Source organism: Buttiauxella sp. WJP83, assembly GCF_027594725.1.
Lineage (GTDB): Bacteria > Pseudomonadota > Gammaproteobacteria > Enterobacterales > Enterobacteriaceae > Buttiauxella > Buttiauxella selenatireducens.
The window spans coordinates 1,586,032-1,606,566 of sequence record NZ_CP110080.1 but is presented as its reverse complement, the minus strand read 5'-3'; the positions used below and the strand labels follow the sequence as shown (position 1 = coordinate 1,606,566).

General features: G+C 49.4%; 16 protein-coding genes. 2 read left to right on the top strand and 14 right to left on the bottom strand.

Going from position 1 to position 20,535, the window contains the following annotated elements:
* Nucleotides 1-2: 2 nt before the first annotated feature.
* The 10 genes from gmd to OH773_RS07380 all read right to left on the bottom strand — a co-directional run bounded on the left by gmd (nt 3) and on the right by OH773_RS07380 (nt 10,296).
* Nucleotides 3-1,124, bottom strand: a complete 1,122-nt coding sequence (gene gmd, locus OH773_RS07425) for a GDP-mannose 4,6-dehydratase (protein WP_183269843.1) — start codon at nt 1,122-1,124, stop codon at nt 3-5.
* A 157-nt stretch (nt 1,125-1,281) separates the two neighbouring features.
* Complete coding sequence (gene wcaF, locus OH773_RS07420; protein WP_270144418.1) at nt 1,282-1,821, bottom strand: colanic acid biosynthesis acetyltransferase WcaF; 540 nt, start codon at nt 1,819-1,821, stop codon at nt 1,282-1,284.
* A 67-nt stretch (nt 1,822-1,888) separates the two neighbouring features.
* Nucleotides 1,889-2,641, bottom strand: coding sequence for a colanic acid biosynthesis glycosyltransferase WcaE (wcaE, locus tag OH773_RS07415; RefSeq protein WP_270144416.1), 753 nt, complete (start codon nt 2,639-2,641; stop codon nt 1,889-1,891).
* A gap of 11 nt (nt 2,642-2,652) precedes the next feature.
* The gene (wcaD, locus tag OH773_RS07410; RefSeq protein ID WP_270144414.1) at nt 2,653-3,873 is read right to left on the bottom strand and encodes a colanic acid polymerase WcaD; all 1,221 of its coding nucleotides are present in this window, start codon (nt 3,871-3,873) and stop codon (nt 2,653-2,655) included.
* Complete coding sequence (locus OH773_RS07405; protein ID WP_270144412.1) at nt 3,848-5,065, bottom strand: glycosyltransferase; 1,218 nt, start codon at nt 5,063-5,065, stop codon at nt 3,848-3,850. Before OH773_RS07405 ends, wcaD begins: the two co-directional genes overlap by 26 nt.
* Complete coding sequence (gene wcaB / locus OH773_RS07400) at nt 5,062-5,547, bottom strand: colanic acid biosynthesis acetyltransferase WcaB (protein ID WP_270144410.1); 486 nt, start codon at nt 5,545-5,547, stop codon at nt 5,062-5,064. Before wcaB ends, OH773_RS07405 begins: the two co-directional genes overlap by 4 nt.
* Nucleotides 5,548-5,549: 2 nt before the next feature.
* Nucleotides 5,550-6,386, bottom strand: a complete 837-nt coding sequence (gene wcaA, locus OH773_RS07395; RefSeq protein ID WP_270144408.1) for a colanic acid biosynthesis glycosyltransferase WcaA — start codon at nt 6,384-6,386, stop codon at nt 5,550-5,552.
* Between the two features lie 155 nt (nt 6,387-6,541).
* Entirely contained in the window at nt 6,542-8,710 is a 2,169-nt protein-coding gene (wzc, locus tag OH773_RS07390) for a tyrosine-protein kinase Wzc (protein WP_270144406.1), read from the bottom strand.
* A 2-nt stretch (nt 8,711-8,712) separates the two neighbouring features.
* Entirely contained in the window at nt 8,713-9,156 is a 444-nt protein-coding gene (gene wzb / locus OH773_RS07385) for a low molecular weight protein-tyrosine-phosphatase Wzb (protein ID WP_270144404.1), read from the bottom strand.
* 6 nt (nt 9,157-9,162) lie between these two features.
* Entirely contained in the window at nt 9,163-10,296 is a 1,134-nt protein-coding gene (locus OH773_RS07380) for a polysaccharide export protein (RefSeq protein WP_270144402.1), read from the bottom strand.
* 735 nt (nt 10,297-11,031) lie between these two features.
* Between OH773_RS07380 and OH773_RS07375 the strand changes: the two genes are divergently transcribed.
* The gene (locus tag OH773_RS07375) at nt 11,032-12,612 is read left to right on the top strand and encodes a TerC family protein (RefSeq protein WP_270144400.1); all 1,581 of its coding nucleotides are present in this window, start codon (nt 11,032-11,034) and stop codon (nt 12,610-12,612) included.
* A gap of 110 nt (nt 12,613-12,722) precedes the next feature.
* On the opposite strand, the gene asmA is transcribed toward OH773_RS07375, so the two are convergent.
* The 3 genes from asmA to udk all read right to left on the bottom strand — a co-directional run bounded on the left by asmA (nt 12,723) and on the right by udk (nt 15,966).
* Nucleotides 12,723-14,567, bottom strand: coding sequence for an outer membrane assembly protein AsmA (gene asmA, locus OH773_RS07370; protein ID WP_270144398.1), 1,845 nt, complete (start codon nt 14,565-14,567; stop codon nt 12,723-12,725).
* Nucleotides 14,568-14,590: 23 nt separating this feature from the next.
* Nucleotides 14,591-15,172 (bottom strand): dCTP deaminase, encoded by a 582-nt coding sequence (gene dcd, locus OH773_RS07365; protein ID WP_183269855.1) that lies wholly within the window; start codon nt 15,170-15,172, stop codon nt 14,591-14,593.
* A gap of 152 nt (nt 15,173-15,324) precedes the next feature.
* Nucleotides 15,325-15,966 (bottom strand): uridine kinase, encoded by a 642-nt coding sequence (gene udk / locus OH773_RS07360; RefSeq protein ID WP_064545187.1) that lies wholly within the window; start codon nt 15,964-15,966, stop codon nt 15,325-15,327.
* A gap of 355 nt (nt 15,967-16,321) precedes the next feature.
* Here udk and OH773_RS07355 point away from each other — a divergent pair, with 355 nt between their 5' ends.
* On the top strand, nt 16,322-19,654 hold the full coding sequence (locus OH773_RS07355; protein ID WP_270144394.1) for a diguanylate cyclase: 3,333 nt from the start codon (nt 16,322-16,324) through the stop codon (nt 19,652-19,654).
* On the opposite strand, the gene alkA is transcribed toward OH773_RS07355, so the two are convergent.
* Entirely contained in the window at nt 19,622-20,512 is an 891-nt protein-coding gene (alkA, locus tag OH773_RS07350) for a DNA-3-methyladenine glycosylase 2 (protein WP_270144392.1), read from the bottom strand. The two genes, OH773_RS07355 and alkA, sit on opposite strands and share 33 nt — an antisense overlap.
* Between the last annotated feature and the right edge of the window lie 23 nt (nt 20,513-20,535).

Genomic DNA, 20,535 nt, shown 5'->3' with positions numbered 1-20,535 from the left:
GCTCAGGACTCCAGCGCGATGGCAACCTCGTAACCGTGTGATTTGAGCAACGAGTGTTTTTTCGCCGCTTCCAGGTCTTTAGCGACCATTTCGCCGACCATTTCCCTGAGCGTGATTTCTGGCTTCCAGCCCAGTTTTTCATGTGCTTTGGTTGGGTCGCCGAGCAAGGTTTCCACTTCAGCAGGACGGAAGTAGCGCGGGTCGACGGAAACAATCACATCGCCGGGTTTCACGCCTGGTGCATCATGGCCGGTCACGGAAACAACAATGCCTTTCTCATCAACACCAGTGCCTTCAAAGCGCAGTTTGATACCGAGTTGCGCGGCGGACATCTCCACAAACTGGCGCACGGAGTACTGCACACCGGTGGCAATCACGAAGTCTTCTGGCGTGTCTTGTTGCAGCATCATCCACTGCATTTTCACGTAATCTTTGGCATGGCCCCAGTCACGCAGGGAGTCCATGTTGCCGAGGTACAGACATTTTTCCAGGCCCTGAGAGATGTTGGCGATAGCGCGAGTGATTTTACGGGTCACGAAGGTTTCACCACGGCGTGGGGATTCGTGGTTAAACAGAATGCCGTTACAGGCGTACATACCGTAGGATTCGCGGTAGTTGACGGTTATCCAGTAAGCGTAAAGTTTGGCGACGGCATATGGGGAGCGCGGATAGAAAGGCGTGGTTTCTTTCTGCGGAGTTTCCTGCACCAGACCGTAAAGCTCGGACGTGGATGCCTGATAGAAACGGGTTTTCTTCTCTAAACCTAAGAACCGAATCGCTTCCAGCAGACGCAACGTTCCCATTGCATCAACATCTGCGGTGTATTCCGGGGATTCAAAAGAAACCGCGACGTGGCTCATGGCGCCCAGGTTATACACTTCATCCGGCTGCACTTCGGAAAGAATACGGGTCAGGTTTGAGCTGTCCGTCAGATCACCGTAGTGCAGATGGAATTTTGGATTGCTGGCATGAGGATCCTGATAAATATGATCAACACGTTCAGTATTGAATGAAGAAGCACGACGTTTGATGCCATGAACTTCGTAACCTTTTTCCAGCAGCAGTTCCGCCAGATAGGAACCGTCTTGTCCGGTAACACCCGTGATGAGAGCTACTTTAGTCATAATGTTTTTCCTCTGTTAACATTTTTGTACCACCCTCACCCCGGCCCTCTCCCTGAGGGTGAGGGGGAAAACCATACGATCCCCTCTCCTGAGGGAGAACACCGTACGATCCCCTCTCCTGGGGGAGAGGGTTAGGGTGAGGGCGAGGGCGAAAGTTCTATGCGCGCTCCCGAATCACTACCGCCGGATTTCCCCGACAAACGGCATTCGCCGGTAATGATTTATAAACACTGCTGCGAGCACCGACGACGGTGCCATTACCTATCGTCACACCAGGTGAAACAAATACATCTGTTGCCAACCAGCACTTTTCACCGATAACAATCGGTGAAGCGGTAATATCAAAATGCTTGCTCATATAATCGTGACTGCCGGTACATAAATAACACTTTTGTGACACCACAGAATTAGCACCAATGGTAATATCACCCAGCGTATATAACACCGCGTCATCCCCTACCCACGCATAATCACCGAGCGTTAATTTCCATGGATAGGTAATTTTGACTGAGGGACGAATCACCACCCCTTTACCAATTCGTGCGCCAAATAAACGTAATAAGAATGCACGCCAGCGATAAAATATTTGCGGCGACCAGGCAAATAATGTTGCCTGCACTGCCCACCACAGCTGTACTTTAATAGGATTCCCACCCCGGAAACCTTTCGGCACCGAGAAGCCATTTAATTCCTGCATATTATCCTCTTGAGGATTTTATCGGATATCGCTTGTGTGAATTCGATCTGCGGACTCATCCGAAAATTTAAGTCTTGTTATAAAGTGCTTTTGCTTTTCCAGTGGTACGCAAACGAAACTTGAATGATAATTCCGCGACAAAACCAGGTACGCCTAATATCTTACGTTGCACATTTTTTGCATCATGACACAACTCAACATTATTCGATGTTGACACGCCACCCATGGAAAACTCAGAGATCAGGCCTTTAATACGTTTAAAGGCATAACCGCTTTTGTACATTTTCGCAGCCAGCGCATAATCAGATGAAACTTTATATTGCAAATCGTAAGGGTGTTTACGTAACCCAGATACTGGGAAAAATATGGCCTGATGGCTGGCGGGTAAGCTGTGGTAAATATACCAACCCTGTTTTGCGCGGCGTTCTATTTTTGTCCCATCACCGAAGTCTAATAATGCATCGCCAATGACCATCGCATTATCAGTCTCGGGCATGGCGGCGAGCTGATGTGCAACGTTTGCTATCTCCGGGTGGAAAATATCACCCGAGTTGAGGAACAAGGCATAGCGGCCCTGAGCCATTTCAATCCCTTTGTTCATGGCATCATAGATACCGTTATCTTGTTCGCTGACATAGCGTAAGTTGTACTGTTCATTGATATTTTTCAGGAATTCTTCCGTACCGTCTTGCGAACCCCCATCAACCACAATCCACTCAAATGTGATGCCTGGTGCCTTCGCTAAATGAGCCAGCGACTGCCAGGTTTTTTCAATTCCGGCGAGATTTTTGTAAGCAACAGTGATAACACTTAATAGCATTATTATTGACCTCAGGTGTTCGTAATATTAAGTGCCTTGCGCAAAATAAATGGACACACAATTAAGAACGCATATTCAGGGCTAAAAATTGAGCCGGTAAAAAATAGCGACATCGGCATAAAAAGCCAAAGCTGCACGCGGTAATTCTCATTATTACCAAACGCCGTGCGCATCATTTTAATGACTTTCCACATGTACCATACTGTCAGTAATACTGCGAACCAGGAAAAATAAATAATCAGAAGATACAAACCATTGTCTACTGTTTTACCGACATCCGCACCGTTAAAGATTCCGAATGATGCAACATATTCATATAAAGATCCGAAACGCACTACCCCATCGATATTGCTCAATGAATATCCGACCATCGCTAACGGGCCAATAATACGATAATACGATGACGAACCTTCGGTTCCTAAATCACCCAATCGTGTAGCAATATAAGGAAACGCGAATACTAACCCCACTAAAAATACGGACAGAGAAATAATTGCCAGAGGCAACTTCTTCTTGATGGCATTTTTATTAAGGTACTGAAATGCCCATTCAAGAAGATAAAACAGGATAAATGTCATTACCCCTGAAAACGATCCTGAAAGAACTATCCCTGACAGAATCATAACATCAATTTTTGGTGTTTTGATACCGAACTGTTTGATGCTGAGCCAAATTGAGATTAATGCCAGAGCAAAAAATGCGGGTTCAAAATAGAGCGCAGTCGTTCGCTTACCACCAAAGCTAATAAAGTTCAGAACATAGCTATTACTGTATATAAGAAACTTCGAAATTTTCTCAATCAGGCTACTGCCGCCCGTGAGAATAATTTGTGCCATTTCCGCGGCGGCCAGCATCACGATAATGCCCACCACGCAATAAAATACCCTTAAAATTTTACGGTGATTATGCTGTGAAATAGTTTTGAAGCGGCAGCTCCAGGTCATCGCCAGAATCAGCACAATATAAACAAACAATAATGTTGAGGTGACGTATTTGCTGGCATTCAGAGATTGGCCAAAGATGTAGTTAAATGCCGTCAGTCCCCCACCAATGCCTAACGCAATCATCAATTTTTTGACACTAATACGTTCGATGTACAAAAAGAGGATGGCGGGCAAGAAGGTGACTATCGTAACGGGGAAGCTTTCTCCGAGTGAGGCCAACTTGACGTTGACCACCAAATAGATGAACGGTAACAGCAGATAACTACAGATTTTGATAGAACGAGACATACTCCTCCAGCATCTGTTGTCCACTGAAAGCCTGGCGACTGGCGCTTTTGAACGCCTGCAACGTTTTGCCAAACACCTGCTGCGCTAGCTGCTCTTTTGGCATTTTTACCAATTCAAGCACCCGCGCATCGTTAAAGGTTTTACCGCCTACTTTTTGCAGCACTTCATCTGCGGCGTCACTTTGAGTGGCAATTACCGGCACGCCAATCGACAACGCTTCGCACAAAATCAGCGGGTAGTTATCGACCTGCGAGCTAAATACCAGCGAGTCCATTTGGTTGAGTTGGCTCATCAACGCTTTTTTATTCGTCATGTAACCGTGGTTCACGACGTTCGGGCCGTTAAATGGCGAGAATTTACCGAAAGTATGCAATTCGATTTCATCGCCCAGTGCCATTATTGCCTGCACAAGTTGTTGATTCGTTTTGCCGTCATAGCGCAGGTCGTGGGCAACGATCGCCACTTTTGGCTTTTCGCCCGCCGCTTGCGTGAGAGGCAGTTCCGCTAGGATAGTCTCGGTTGCCACATCAATTCCGTTGTTAATAATTTTGCAGCTCCCTGCCCCATAAATTCGGTTAAAGGCATCGGCCACGTGCTGGCTTGGGGAGATAAATTGGCAACCCAACGCCAGCATTTCACGGAACAGCTGGCGCTTTGAATCCACCAGCAGATGAGCACGATCTCGTTTCACCGGTGGGTAGTTATTCAAAGAAGGGCATTTCTGGCAACCTGTTTTCCAGCCATCACACCCGTCGAGAAACGCACAGCGTCCGGTGATGCTCCAGTGATCGTGCAGCGTCCAGACAAAAGTGACATCCGCTTTATGCGCTTTCACGCGCTGGCAAAACGTCACCATTTCTTCAAGATTCAACCAATAGCTGTGGACGACATGAAAATGCAGCACCACCGGACCTGTGGCGCGCGTCACTTTGCGATACAGATTATTCAGGTTGCCGAACGGGTCGCGGTTAAAAAAGCGAAATAACACAATGTTGGCAATCGACGTCAAACGCGGCGTGTGTTTTTCAACACCAGAGAATTTATCGTGACTGGCGCTTTTCTTCCCCCCTTTACCGTACCCGTAGATAAAACGTGAATTAAAACCTGCCGCTTGTGCGCGTTGGTGAAGATCGAGCGCCACACCCGCAGCACCGCCTTCGGCAAGGCGAACGTTAAATTGCATAATATTCATTTTAGAACCTTTATCTGCGCTTTCTGCCCCACCACCAGAGCATCATCGGGAACGCTATCCAGCACCACGCTGCCAGCTCCAACGATGACGTTATTGCCGAGCGTGATGTCGCCAATAATCACCACGTTGGCACCCAGTTCGACGCCATTACCGATAACCGGACAGGCGAGGCTTTTGCCGCGATTGCCGATGGTGACACCATGACGGATGGTGAAATCATCCCCGGCGACCACGAATTTATTAATCACCACGGCATAACCGTGGTGAATAGTGAAACGCCGTCCAATCGTTGCTCCCGCCTGGATTTCATAACCAAACAGGCACTCGGTGAAAAAGCGATACAGCAGAATGATCGGAGCCGCCCACAGATTGTTGATGACGCTTTTTTTTCGCCACACCGAGCAAAAATGTGCGATGCGATAAGCCAGCACCATGCAGCAAGGTCGTAAGCTCCAGGAGTTTGCGCGAAGATCGTCAAGCACCGTTATTTCCCCCGTAATCCATCGGCCAGGCGTTTGGTGTTTCGCACACTTAACAGCGCTAATAAGGTGCGCAAAGACATGCGCTTATTGCGGATTTGATAAAGCGTAAACAGCTGGTATTTCTTGCTGGCTCGGTCGAATTTGTCTTTGTGCTTTTGATAAAAATGGAAGTACCCCGCGAATTTCTTTGGCGATTTAGTTATCTGCATTTCGCCGTGATTGATATGCAGAATTTGCGTCGCCTCCTCCACTTTCCACGGTTGGCCGTATTCCACCACCATGCGCAAGAAAATATCGTAATCCTGAGCGGCTGCCAGCGTAGTATCAAACAGGCAGGCTTTGAAACGGCTGGCGTAGGTAAACACCTGATTACCAATAATATTGCGCTTATAAAACAGCTTTAAAGAAAATGGCGATTTTGGGTACAACGGCAAACTGGCGGGCTGCGAGTAAACCTGCCCTTCGCAAACGTAATCATTGGCATACAAAAAGGCGTGGGTGACCAACTGGTGTTGATGCGCCAGAAATACCGACAGGCGATTGGGCGTCCATTCATCATCATCATCAATACCTGTAATCAACTCACCTGTTGCCTGGCTGATAGCCTGATTACGCACCGAACATGCACCGGAGTTGAAATCGTTGCGGACGTATCGAACTCGCGCATCGCCCAGTTCTTCAACAAAACGCTGCAACTGCTCATACGAGGAAGAACAGTCATCAACGATTAACATTTCCCAGTGCTCATAATCCTGGCGAAGCACCGATTTTATGGCGCGGATCGCCAGCTGCTGACGGTTCCATGTCGGCATATAAATAGAGATAAGTGGGTTATTCATGGCGTTCCCCAAAGAAGTCTCGTTGATGGCAAGTTAACCCACCCTCATCCCGGCCTTCTCCCTGAGGGAGAAGGAGAAAATCGATCCCTTTTCCTGATGGAGAAGACGGTTTAATCCCCTCTCCCTGGGGGAGAGGGTTAGGGTGAGGGCGAAGGCTATTTAGCATCAGATTTATATTCGTACTCGTAGTAACCGTAATCCTCATATCCCACGGCACGGCGGATGATAGAGTTGAGAATTACGCCACGTACCTTGATGCCATTTTGCTCAAAGCGACTGAGGCTGGTTTCGACTTCCTTCAGCGTATTGACCGCGTAACGCGCCACCATCAGCGTGGTGCCTGCATGACGACCCACGACAGCGGCGTCGGTGACAGCAAGAATTGGCGGGGTATCAATCAATACCAGGTCGTAACTCTTGCTTGCCCACGCCACCAGTTCAGCAAAACGCTCGCTCATCAACAGTTCCGAAGGATTAGATGGCACGACTCCGCGCGGTACGAGGTCAAAGTTAGGCACGGAGGTTTTTTGTGCGCAGCGGCTGATTTCAGCGTGGCCGGATAACACATCCGCCAGGCCATTGGTGTTGGTGGTGCCCAAAAGTTCGTGGGTATAGCCTTTACGCATATCACAGTCGATAAGCAGCACCCGTTTGTTGGTCTGGCTAATCACCGCGGCGAGGTTGGCGCAAACAAACGTCTTACCGATGGATGGGCTCACGCCCGTTAACATCAGGACATTGTTTGGCGCCTGCATCATGGCGAAGTGCAGACTGGTACGCAGACTACGAATCGCTTCGATGGCCAGATCCGTCGGGTTGCCGACGGCCAGCAGTTGGCTTTGCTTGTTACGCCTGGCCCCTTTGACATTACGCACCGTGGCGTTGTCGCGGGATTTCTGCCATTCGGACAGTGGGATGCTGGCATAGACGCCGATTCCCGCCTCTTCCAGTACCGCCGGGCTTTCGATGCCACGATTAAACAGTGAACGTAACAGCACACCCATAATCGACAACATCAGACCAAGGATTATGCTGCCAAGAATAATCAGCGCACGCTGTGGTTTGACCATACCCGGCTGAGCAATCGCCGCATCGACAATACGCACATCACCGACGGTGCTGGCCTCTGTGATTTTCAGCTCCTGCTGTTTATTCAACAGCTGCATATAAACCTGCTGGCCAGATTCCACATCTCGCGTTAGACGCACGATTTCCTGCTGGGTTTTCGGCATCGCCGTCACGCGCCCATTCAGGCGGGCTTTCTCTTCTTCCAGGGTTTGGCGTTTTTCCAAAAGCGTGCGATACGCCGGGTGAACTTTGGTGTACAGCTTGGAGATTTCAGCTTCTTTGAAGGTCAATTCATTGAGTTGTGCATCGATGTTCACCATGGTGTCGAGCACGGATTTCGCTTCCAAAGAGAGGTCGACCGAATCTTGCTGTTGGCGATAGGCATTGAGTTTATTTTCAGCCGCATCAAGGCGCGTGCGCACATCCGGCAGTTGTTCGGCGAGGAATTTCAGGCTTTTCGCCGCCTCTTCTGACTTACGTTGGATGTTCTGCTCAAGATAATTACGGGTGATGCTATCGAGAATATTGCGGATTTTGTCGCGATCTTCACCGGTATAAGACAGGCTCAGCACCCCGGTGTCTTTGCCATTTTCGGCCACCACAAGGTTGCCCTGAAGCTGGTTTATCATGCCGAGCGTCGAGTATCGAGTTACCGTGAAGGTATCCCCAACTTGCGCGTTGATCGCCGTCACGTTCAGGGTGATGCCCCCCTGATTCAGCATTTGACCGACCTGCCCTTTCGCACTAAATCCGTTATCGCTGGTCAGTAAATACTGCGTCGGGCTAAGCACCTCTACCGTAAAGGTATTTTTAGCCTGACCTGCAGGAAGGTTAAAGGTTTTGATGACGACGTTGTCATTCTGACGGCCTTGCAAACGGTCCCAGCCTGCGCCCAACAGCCAGAGGCTATTTTTCTCAACCGCTATATCGAGATTGAGATCTTCAACCGTTTTACCCAACACCAGACGGGACTGGATCAACTGTATTTCTGCAGCAGAGGCCGGCGGCTTGTTAGAGAGCGCAGAATTAATATCTTTAACCAGCGAGTTACCCGAATTTTGCTCAATTTGCACCAACGCATCGGCTTTATAGACTGGCGTGGCAAACAGCGCATAAACCGTCGCCAGTACCGCAAAAATGGCCGTGATCCCCAAAACCCACCAACGGGCTTCGAGCACCGTACCAAACAATCGGCCAATATCAATTTCATCATTGCCCTCAGTGAGGGCGCTCGAACGGCTTGATTTTTCTGTCATTGTTATCCCTGATGAGCGTTGAGTGCGTGAGCCCACTTTTGGGCACTGAGATCCAGAAGACCGTAAACCGCTTCAAAAGCGTCATGACTTTTGCGATACGGATCGGGAATTTCCCGTTCCGCATCCCAGTGACCAAACAGCATCACTTTGCCGCGCATTTCTGGAGCCATTTCGCAAATTGCGGAGATGTGGCGTTTTTCCATGGCGAGGATCAGGTCGTATTCGCGGCACATTTTGCCGGAGACCTGTTTTGCACAATGCCCCTCAAGAGAGAGGTTATGCTGCTGCGCCACACGAATGGCACCGACATCAGCCCCTTTTCCTACGAGCGCCCCGAGCCCCGCAGACGTCACGGTAAGTTCCGGGTGATAGCTTTTCAGTAACCGCTCAGCGGTTGGAGAACGGCAGATGTTCCCCACACAGACAACCAAAATTTTGTTGAACATAGCGCCCTACCAGGTATGGATATCTTTGGCTGCATCCGTCATATAACGAACGCCACTGATGGTTGGCAGCAGTTGGTTAATCAGACGATTCCAACGTGTTACCGGTGCGGTCGTCACGTACACCACATCGTATGGCTGCAACTGGAATTCGGTGCCCATGACCAGCGATGTCGCATCCGACATATCAAGCTGGTAAATGTTGGCAATCTTTCCGCTCTGCTTATCTTTGAGTGGGCGAATCACAAATATCCCGCTGGCGTTCGATGCGGTCATATCCAGACCTTCGGCCTGACCCAACGCTTCGGTCAGCGTCATACCGCTGAAGTCCATTTTCAGGGTGGTCTGTTTCTTCACTTCGCCCATCACAAACACTTTCAGGTCGTCATTACGCGGAACAAATAAAATGTCGCCGGGATAAAGCAGATGGTTCTGGCTCAGGTCACCGTTTTGCATCAGCGCTTGCAGGGAAATCCGTTTTTCCTTGCCGTTGTGTGTCAGAACGACGTTGCGCCAGTCGGCTGCATCAGTCAGGCCGCCCGCGGCGTTAATGGCGTCCAGTACTGTAAGTGGCACGTTGGTGATGGGCTGTTGGCCGGATTTGTTGACCTGGCCTGAGACATAGGCTTTTTGGGAACGGAACCCAGCGATATTAACGTCCACCTGCGGGTCAGCAATGTACGTCGCAAGGCGGCTGGTAATATCACTGCGGATTTCAGAGAGTGTTTTGCCGGTGACTTTCACTTTACCAACGTAGGGATAGAACATGGTGCCGTCCGACTGTACCCAGTTACCAGCATCGCTTGAGCTACGGTACTGGCCTGCGGGCGTCGTCAGTTCTGGGTGATCCCAGACTGTGACGTTCAAAACATCGCCCGGACCAACACGATATTGGTAAGCAGCGATCTCCTGGTCGAGAGACATATTTGGCTGCGCGACCGCGGGGCGAACACGTAATTGTTCAACCAGGCGCGGTGTTAATGGATACACGTTAACCATACGATCCAGATTGAAATCTGAATCCTGCTGTTTGATGACATCTTTCCCCATCGTCGACATATTGCTACCGGGGAGGACTGTGCAGCCACTCATAAGGGCTACCGACACCAATAAAGGCATCAATTTAAGTTTGTATTTTATCATTGAGTATTTATCACTATGGCAGAGTAATTATCCTGAACGAATAAAATAAGTGACTCGTTAGGTTTTTGAATGAGGCATGAATTGAAACCTACTTGCCGTTTGAAATAACTGGCATCAATCCTAAAAAAACGCTTATTTCCCGACATCCTATTGACAGAATAATTGAGGCTTATTCTCTGGCCTTTGAGCATGCTACCGCCCCTGGCTTACAGTCACCAACCTACTGAAAAGAGACAATTTATAAGGAGTAAAAGTGGCATAAGTTAAATCCAAAGAATTATCTGAGGAACAAAAAACCCACCGCCAGGTTAAATATCATGGCTTCAGCGAATATAAAAAATACATCTAATATCAGACACCGATACGGATTGTTGCAGTTAACCCTATATCAGGCAAGGCACCCTATAACAATACCGAGACTTTTAAGAATAGTATTAACAACACAATTAGACGGCTTTAGGAATTTCTTTATATTGACAGAAAATTAATTACTGATACGTCCAGGGATAATATACAGAACTATCTCATGTGAATTTCATTACTGGGAAATTAAATGGCAAGACAATTCGGAAAATGATTAACTATTTACCTTGGTTATTAAGCGGGATTGAGCAAATTTAAACACCCACATTAATCCATACAGGATTTATCCCGCACGAATATTGCAATTTCCCACTCGATTATCCATCATTTCATTGTGACATTTGTCATCTTATAAAAGGTTATGAACGATTTATGGAATGGATTGCCGACCCATCGATCTGGGCAGGCCTCATAACCCTGGTGGTTATTGAGCTAGTCCTTGGTATTGATAACCTGGTGTTTATCGCCATCCTTGCCGAAAAATTGCCTCCGGCGCAACGCGACCGCGCCCGCGTCACTGGGCTGCTCCTCGCCATGTTGATGCGCTTATTGCTTCTGGCCTCAATCTCCTGGCTTGTCACACTGACTCGCCCACTCTTTCATGCCGGTGAACTCACCTTTAGCGCCAGGGATCTGATCATGCTTTTCGGCGGTTTGTTCCTGCTATTCAAAGCCACCGTTGAGCTCAATGAGCGACTTGAGGGCAAAGACAGCGAAACACACTCACAACGGCGCGGCGCAAGATTTTGGCCCGTTGTGGCACAAATAGTGATTCTGGATGCGGTGTTTTCTCTGGATTCAGTGATTACCGCAGTGGGGATGGTTGACCATCTGGCTGTCATGATGGCCGCGGTGATTATTGCCATTTGCCTGATGTTGTTGGCGAGCAAAGCGCTGACACGCTTTGTGAATAACCATCCGACTATTGTGATTTTGTGTCTGAGCTTCCTGCTGATGATTGGTTTTAGCCTGGTGGCGGATGGGTTTGGTTACCATATCCCTAAAGGTTATTTGTACGCGGCCATCGGCTTCTCAGTGATGATTGAAAGCCTCAATCAGCTTGCCATTTTCAATCGCCGCCGCTTCTTATCAGCCGATCAATCGCTACGCCAGCGCACGGCCGAAGCGGTGCTGCGTTTGTTGAACGGTAAAAAGGAAGAGGCGGAGCTGGATGCGCAAACCGCATCGTTGATTGCCGATCATACGCCACAAGATGAAATCTTTGACCCGCAAGAGCGGCTGATGATTGAACGCGTGCTGAACCTGAACCAGCGTACGGTGAGCAGCATCATGACCTCGCGTCATGACGTCGAGTACATCAACCTAAGCTCCCCAGAAACTGAAATCCGTGCGCTGCTGGATAAAAACCAACATACCCGCGTCGTGGTCACCGGCAGCGGCGATGAAATTTTGGGTGTGGTGCACGTCATTGATCTGCTTCAGCAAACGTTAAAAGGTGAGCCGTTCGATCTTGAAGTGCTGATACGCCAGCCGTTGATCTTCCCGGAGACTCTGCCTTTGCTGGCCGCACTGGAGCAATTCCGTAATGCCAGAACACACTTTGCCTTTGTTGTGGATGAGTTTGGTTCAGTCGAAGGGGTGGTGACGTTAAGTGACGTGATGGAAACCATCGCCGGTAATTTGCCAAATGAAGTGGAAGAGATAGACGCGCGCCATGACATCCAGAAAAATCCGGATGGAAGCTGGACGGCAAACGGCCACATGCCGCTTGATGATTTAGTCCAGTACGTGCCGTTGCCGCTGGAAGACAAACGCAACTATCACACCATTGCCGGGTTATTGATGGAGTCGCTACAGCATATTCCGGTGACAGGCGAAACGGTTGAGGTGGGGAATTTCCTGTTACGCACGCTGCAGGTGGAAAGCCACCGAGTGCAGAAAGTGCAGATTGTGCCTTTGGAGGCCGATGATAAGGCGGATTACGAGGTATGAGTACAGAAGATAAGGTCGGATGTCGCTAACGCTAATCCGACCTGGGCAATGGAGTTGTTGGGTGGATTCGCAACCGCGGCATCCACCCAATCACTCAGCGCGTCTTAGCATTACAGGTTATTGAGCAGTTCCTTCACATCTTTCGATTTGCTGCTGTCTTTATGCTTTTCTAACCACTCATTCAGGCGACGTTTCGCTTCGCTCTGCAACTGCTTACGCAAGACCTGGTCAACTTGTAATGAGTAGTTAAGCTTCTGCCACGGGCCGTAAACACGTAATGGAATAGGTGTGGTTTTCAGCACGTCAATCAGCTTACTGTCCCCTTCCCAACCGCCCAGCACGGTGACATTAAATTGGGTATCACAAAGCTGTTTGACCAAATCTAACGAACCTTGCCCGGTCAGCGCCAACACGGAAGACTTACCTTCCATTTTCTTCAGCGCCAGGTCACCGTTGTCGAGAGTTGCCTGCGCCGAGAAGCTATCCAGGGTTGTGACATTGTCGTAATTTTCTTTCGCCTTCACGTCATCATTGCTGCGAGTTACCGCTTGTTGAATCAGCTGCTGGAAATTCATCCCCGTCATCGTGGAATGCGACATCGTTATGCTCGCATCACCTTGCCAGCTGCGGCGGAAAGCTTCGGCATTGAGTTTGTCACCGCTAAACTCCCCTTCCATCGACAGCAAACCCGACAACGCAATGGGATAGTCGAAGGCGGTGAGAATCGGCCCAATTTCAATGTTATCCACTTTAGGATTGAAGGTTAATTGCGGCTGATTCTTGCGTGCATCAAGTTGACCGGGGAACGACATACTGCCGTGGCCCAAATTCCCCGTCAGTTCAGACACCGTCAGCAGGCCGAACTGGTTGGTCATCGCCGATTGCACATCGGTGAAGTCCAGCCCGCGCCAGCGCACACTGGAAGCGGCAATGTTCACCTGCGCGCTGTAGCCGCGCAAATTCTGATAAGCGGTATCTTCGCCACCTGACGCAATTATCGGACGTGGCAACGTCGGTTGTTGCTGCGCCTTCTGTACCGCCTGAGTGCTGGTCACGGCATTCGCAGCGACCAGAGCATCAAGATTCAGCTTACTGGAACGCAGATCGAGTACCCACTGGGGTTTCTCTTTCAGCACTACACTCGCATTACCTTGTAAATCGCTGTCGTTTGCAGTCATTTGCAACTGGCTGAGTTCGACTCGACGTTCGGGTTCAAACCAGCGAGCCGTCAGCGTGCTGGTGCCGGAAATCCCATTTGCGGGAAGATCGGCCCCCTGAATCTGATAATTGAGCTGAGAGATATTGGCGACAAGCTGCTGCGGATAATCAGCAGCATTCAAATCAGCCACCAGTGAGAGATTCAAATCACGCTGGTCGCGATTGATACGGCTGCTGAGCTCAAGATGCGCCTGTTTTTTATCATCCTGCTCCATACGCAGATTGATATCGCGTACGGTAATTTGCTCGTCGCCGTCATGCTGGAACACCAGAACACTATCGACCACTTTTAATTTCGCAATATCAAAAGACCAACCGCGTTCTTCGCCGGGTTCAGGGATACTGCTTGATGGCCCCACAGGGGCATCTTTCGGGCGACGCTCTTCCGTTTGCGGCGTGAGTTGAATCACCGCCCCTTTGAGCATCACCTGATGAACGTTTAACTGGTGGGATATCAGCGGGATTAACGCCACATCAAGACGCATGTTTTCAGCGCTGAGCAAAGGCTGGCTAGCCCCAGGTGCAGTGAGAGACATACGATCGGACAAAATACTGAGTTGCGGCCAGACGTGCCAACGCAGCGAACCCTCTATCTTCAGCTGGTAGCCGCTGCGGGATTCAACCTGGCGCACCATATATTCACGAAAATCATTGGGGTTAACCAATAGCACCAACGCAGAAAGGCCGGCTATAACTACCACCAGCAAGATCATCAGCGTGGTTAAAAATCGTTTCATACAGCCCTCATACAGATGGGAACTCAGTCCTTATCGATACGGCTAGCAACCGCACCTTGCTGATCGCGATATTTCGCATCCTGGCGGCTGTTATAAGGACGCGCAGCCGGGCCTGAGAGCGGCTCAAAGCTGAGTGCGCCAATCATCATGCCAGGGCGTAACGCTAATGGCAGCTTACCGGAATTATAGAATTCAAGGACGATGCAGCCATGCCAGCCCGGATCGATACGGTGTGCGGTGACGTGCACCATCAGGCCCAAACGAGCCAATGATGAACGACCGTCTAACCAACCGACTAAATCAGCAGGGATCTTAACGGACTCAAGTGTTACCGCCAGAGCCAGTTCGCCCGGATGCAGGTAGAAGGCATCGCCTTCATTGAGAACGATTTCGTCGCTCATCACGCGATCCAGCGCAGCACTGACTTCATCTTTAGGGCCGCTTAAATCAATAAACGGCGCGGTATGGCCACTGAAAGTACGGAATTTGTTACCCAAACGGACATCAACGGTAGCACCGCTAATGCGTTCAACTGGCGGACGAGGGGTAATCGTTAAGCGCCCGTCATCAAGCCAGGCTTCTATATCGCGGTCACACAAACGCATCAGTGATGCTCCTTATCTCATGCTCAGTTTTATTTACCCTGCCACAGCGGGGCTAATATAGCCACGCTAAGACAGGTAAACTCTGGGATTACATTATTTTTTGCGAGCGGGCCAGAAGAACGCGCTCGTCCAGAGGCGGTTATGCCTGATGGTTATTCAAAGAACTGACTAATTTTCGCCTTCAGAATATCGATGGCGATACGGTTTTTGCCCCCACGCGGCACGATAATATCGGCATACTGCTTGGAAGGTTCGATGAATTGTAAAAACATAGGGCGAACGGTTTTCTGATACTGGGCCATAACGGAATCCATTGAACGGCCACGTTCGTTAACATCACGTTTCATACGGCGCATCAGACAAATATCCAGCGGCGTATCAACAAAAATGGAGAAATTCATCTCTTCGCGCAGACGGGCATCCGTCAGCAACAAAATCCCTTCCAGAATGATGACTTTCTTCGGCATTAAGTGAACGGTGTTACCGGTACGGGTATGTTCCACATAACTATAAACGGGCAGTTCAATCGGATTGCCGGCTTTCAGAGATTGAAGATGTTGGAACAGTAAGTTGTGGTCCATCGCGTTGGGATGGTCGTAATTCGTCTTAACTCGTTCTTCCATCGAAAGATGGCTTTGGTCTTTGTAGTAACTATCTTCTGGAATGACACCAATGTGTTCATCACCAACCTGATCACGCAGTTCGCGATACAGTGTGCTGGCTATAAGACTTTTTCCTGAAGCCGACGCACCGGCTATCCCGATGATGACGCATTGATGGGACTTGTCAGTCATGTTGTAACGAGCCTTGTTGACTTAAATGTTGAGGAAGGGCGACGCGAAAGACGTCAAACGCGGCAATTATAGGGAGATCCGCCCTCTGATACCAGAGTAATGCGCTCTGGCGGGTGATTTTAGCTGACGGGCGGATGGGCTGAATGAGTGGCGCGAATGTCCGCCCTGAACACGTGCCGAGTAACAGGCAAGGAAAATAAGTCTGCCAAATATCACTTTTTGTGACTTCTTGATGTTAATTTATGAGCGTACTGCATAGGAAATGTAAATTGTTTGTACTAGCATAAACCGAAATTATCTTTTTATTTGCATCCGGGCATGGCACCTGGCGGCACGCCTTAACGGATTTGCGGTAATGATCAAACAAAGCACAAAAGAGTTAATCGCAATGCCTTCCTTCGTACTGCCGGTGGGATTGGGGGTTTTAAGCTTTATATTTACTTTTTACTCCCTGGAATTATCTCTGGTGGGGACTGTTTTAGCACCGCTATGGTTCCCGACTGCTCTGATGATGGTCGCACTGTTCCGGAACCCTTTGCGCCAATGGCCGATGATCATCGTTGTTTGTTCTGCGGGGAGTTTGTGTGCTTCGGCAGTATTACTTCCCGTCGGTGAGATAGATCTCATTTATACGGCTATCAATATTACTGAAGCTTTACTAGGCGCATCGTTAATGCGGCGTTTTATCACGCAGCATAACCCATTACAAAACCTAAATAATTGGGCTAAGTTAGTCGCTTGTAGCGCGCTAATTCCTCCGCTGATTGGGGGGCTACTGGCTATAGTTTTTACCGATTCTGCAAACGAGAGCATTGCAAAAACATTTTTCGTCTGGGTTCTGTCTGAAACTATTGGCACTCTGGCGCTGGTTCCCATCGCATTATTATTCAAACCCGCCTATTTATTGCGGCATAAAAATCCAAAACTATTCATAGAAACAATACTCACTTTTGTTATTACTCTGGTACTTAGCTATTTATCGCTGCGTTATATGCCGTGGCCATTTACCTTTATTATCGTTTTTCTGATGTGGAGCGCGATTCGCCTGCCGCGTCTGGAAGCCTTCATTATTTTCCTCTCCACGCTGATGGTTGTCTCGTTGATGGTGGCGACCAACAGCGCAGACCTTTTACAGCCGCATACCACCGTGATGAACAATGCTCCGTGGCTGCCATTCCTGCTGATTTTACTGCCTGCTAACGTGATGACGATGGTGATGTATTCGTTCCGCGAAGAGCGTAAACACATTACAGAAAGCGAGGCGCGTTTTCGTAACGCGATGGAATATTCCGCCATTGGGATGGCACTGGTCTCGATTGATGGCCAGTGGCTGCAAGTCAATAAATCGCTGAGTAAATTCCTGGGCTATACGGCAGAACAACTTCGTTCTTTGACCTTCCAACAAATCACCCATCCGGAAGATTTACACGGTGATTTGCAGCAACTTAATATGCTGATAAGCGGCAGTATTAATAGTTACTCGATGGAAAAACGCTATTACACCAGTAAAGGTGATGTGGTGTGGGCGTTACTCGCCGTATCTATCGTGCGTGATATCGACGCTTCACCACTCTATTTGATCGCACAAATAGAAGATATTAACGATCTCAAGCATACCGAGTGGGTGAATAAGCGCCTGATGGAGCGCATCACGCTTGCCAATGAAGCGGGTGGCATTGGCATTTGGGAATGGGACCTGGGGAGCGATGTCATCAGTTGGGATAAACGTATGTTTGATCTCTACGAAATCCCGGCGCATGTGAAACCGACCTACGCTTTGTGGCTTGATTGTCTTGTTGCCGATGACGCACCAGGCGCGGAGAAGACCGTTCACGATGCCCTACGCGCCCGTATTCCCTTTAAGATGGAATACCGCATTCACGTTAAAGATGGCATTCGTCATATTCGATCCCTCGCCAACCGCGTATTGAATAAAAATGGGGATGTTGAACGCCTGCTCGGTATCAACATGGATATGACGGAAGTCAAACAGCTGAATGAAGCGCTGTATCAGGAAAAAGAACGCCTGCACATTACGCTGGATTCCATCGGTGAAGCGGTAATTTGTACCGATGTTGATATGAACATCACCTTTATGAACCCCATTGCCGAGAAGCTCAGCGGCTGGCCGCAACAGCAGGCAATCGGCCAACATATTCTGACGATTCTCCACATCACATTCGGCGACACTGGTCCGATAATGGAGAATATTCATAGCGGTGATTATTCCCGCACCACCATCGAACATGACGTCGTCCTACATTGTCGCAACGGCGGTAGCCACGATATCCATTACAGCATAACGCCACTGACCACGCTTGATGGGCAAAGTATTGGCTCAGTGCTGGTTATTCAGGATGTGACCGAATCGCGTAAAATGCTCAAACAGTTGAGCTATAGCGCTTCACACGATGGGCTGACCCACCTGGCAAACCGCGTCAGTTTCGAAAATCATCTCAAACGTTTGCTGCAAAGTGCCGGTGAAAACCATCAGCGCCACGCCCTGGTGTTCATCGACCTTGACCGTTTTAAAGCGGTGAATGACACCGCCGGCCACGCTGCGGGTGATGCGTTACTGCGTGAACTCTCCTCTTTGATGCTCAGCATGTTACGCACCGGCGATTTCCTCGCTCGATTAGGCGGCGATGAATTTGGTCTGCTGCTTCCGGATTGCTCATCGGATAATGCGCGACATATTGCGGAGCGTATTATCCAAAGTATTAACGACTACCACTTTACGTGGAACGGGCGTTTACATCGTATTGGCGCAAGCGCGGGTATCACACAAATTGATGCTGATAACCGCATCGCACCTGAAGTCCTGTCTCAGGCTGACATTGCCTGCTACGCCTCGAAAAACGGTGGGCGTGGTCGGGTGACGGTGTTTGAATCTTCTCAGCATGCCATTCGCAAAGAGAACCAAAATCTGCCGTTAGACGAGCAAAAACGCATCATCAACGAGAACCCTATCCTGATGATCGCAAAAGCTGTTGCCCCGCCGCGCATTCCCGAATCAACCAGTTTCTATCTGCTGTCATTACGTTTCAAAGAAAATGACGACGTGGTACTGGATGAGTCGATGTTCCGCGCCACAGTGAAAGACAAAGAGCTGCAATGCGCGCTCGACCTGCGAATTTTCAATGAATTCTTCAGTAAATTTGCACTTCAGGTGGCCAACAAAGGTTTTGGCGTGGCGCTTCCTCTCTCCTCCCACGGCCTCGCTAATGACAAGGTTATCGATGAAATACTGGCACGTTTAGCACGCAATTCGCTGCCTGCACGTTTATTACATTTGAATATCCATAGCGAAGCGCTGCTCATCGAAGATGAGAAGATCGACAACAATCTGCAACGCCTGCGCGACAGCGGCTGTCATTTAATTCTCAGCCACGTAGGCCGTGATCTCGACATCTTTAAACGAATTTCGCGCCAAAAGTTCAGCTACATCATTGTTGATGATGAACTGATTCAAAATGTGCATAACAACCTGATGGACGAAATGATGGTAACCATCATCCATGGACACGCGCATCGTCAATCTTTGCAAGCCATTGCAGGGCCTGCCGATATGCCGATGGTGATGGATACGCTTTCCGGTATCGGCTTCGACCTGATTTATGGTGAAGCCGTCTCCCAACCGGTTCCACTGGAGACGTTATTGAATACCAGTTATTTCGCCATTAACTAACCCTGAAGGTTCTGACATCGGCGGCACCCAGCCGTCGCTATACCAGATATGCAATAACGCATAGGAGCGCCAGGGTTTCCAGCGCTCCGCATAACGCCGGATTTGCGCGGGCGTCATGCCTGGAAATCGTTGCTTAATCAGGTAATCATCAGGCAAGAACACATCACTTGCCTGCCATCCACGTAAGGCGATGTAGTTTGCCGTCCACCGACCAATGCCTGGATAAGTGGTCAACACCTTTACCCCGTGTTCAACATCCGCTGGACGGTTGTGCGCAAACTTCCCCTCCACCATTAAACGCGCCATATGAATGATCGCTTCACCGCGCTTAAGCGGCATTCCCAACGCTTTTAGCTGTTCAGGACGTAATGATGCCAGGCGTTCGGGCGTAGGAAAAAGCCGCCAGTCAGGATCTTGCGCCAACGGCTCACCAAAATCTTGTGCCAGTTTGCTGGTTAGTTTTGCCGCCATTGCCACACTCACCAGTTGGCCCAAAATGGCACGTATCGACTGCTCAAACGTATCCATGCAGCCCGGCAAACGCAGACCTGGACGTGCGGCCGATAAATCTCCCAGGCTTTCAAGAATGGTCTGGGGCTGGCAGTCGAGATCCAACAGTTGTTTGATTCGCTGCAAAACCTCACTGGCGACAGGTTGCAAACCCGCACTCATGGTCACGTTCAACTGACAAGCGGCTTCGTCAGGCACAAGCTTCAGTAATCCCTGATGGTTATCAAGTGCAAAACTCCGGCAGTAACGGGTTTCGCTGACCGTCTCAATTCCACTGACTGCGCGGCCTGCGAGAAAACCAAACATCCACTTCCAGTCATACGGTGGCTTGTAGTCCAACTGATACATTTTTTCGTCCTGTCGTTGAGTCT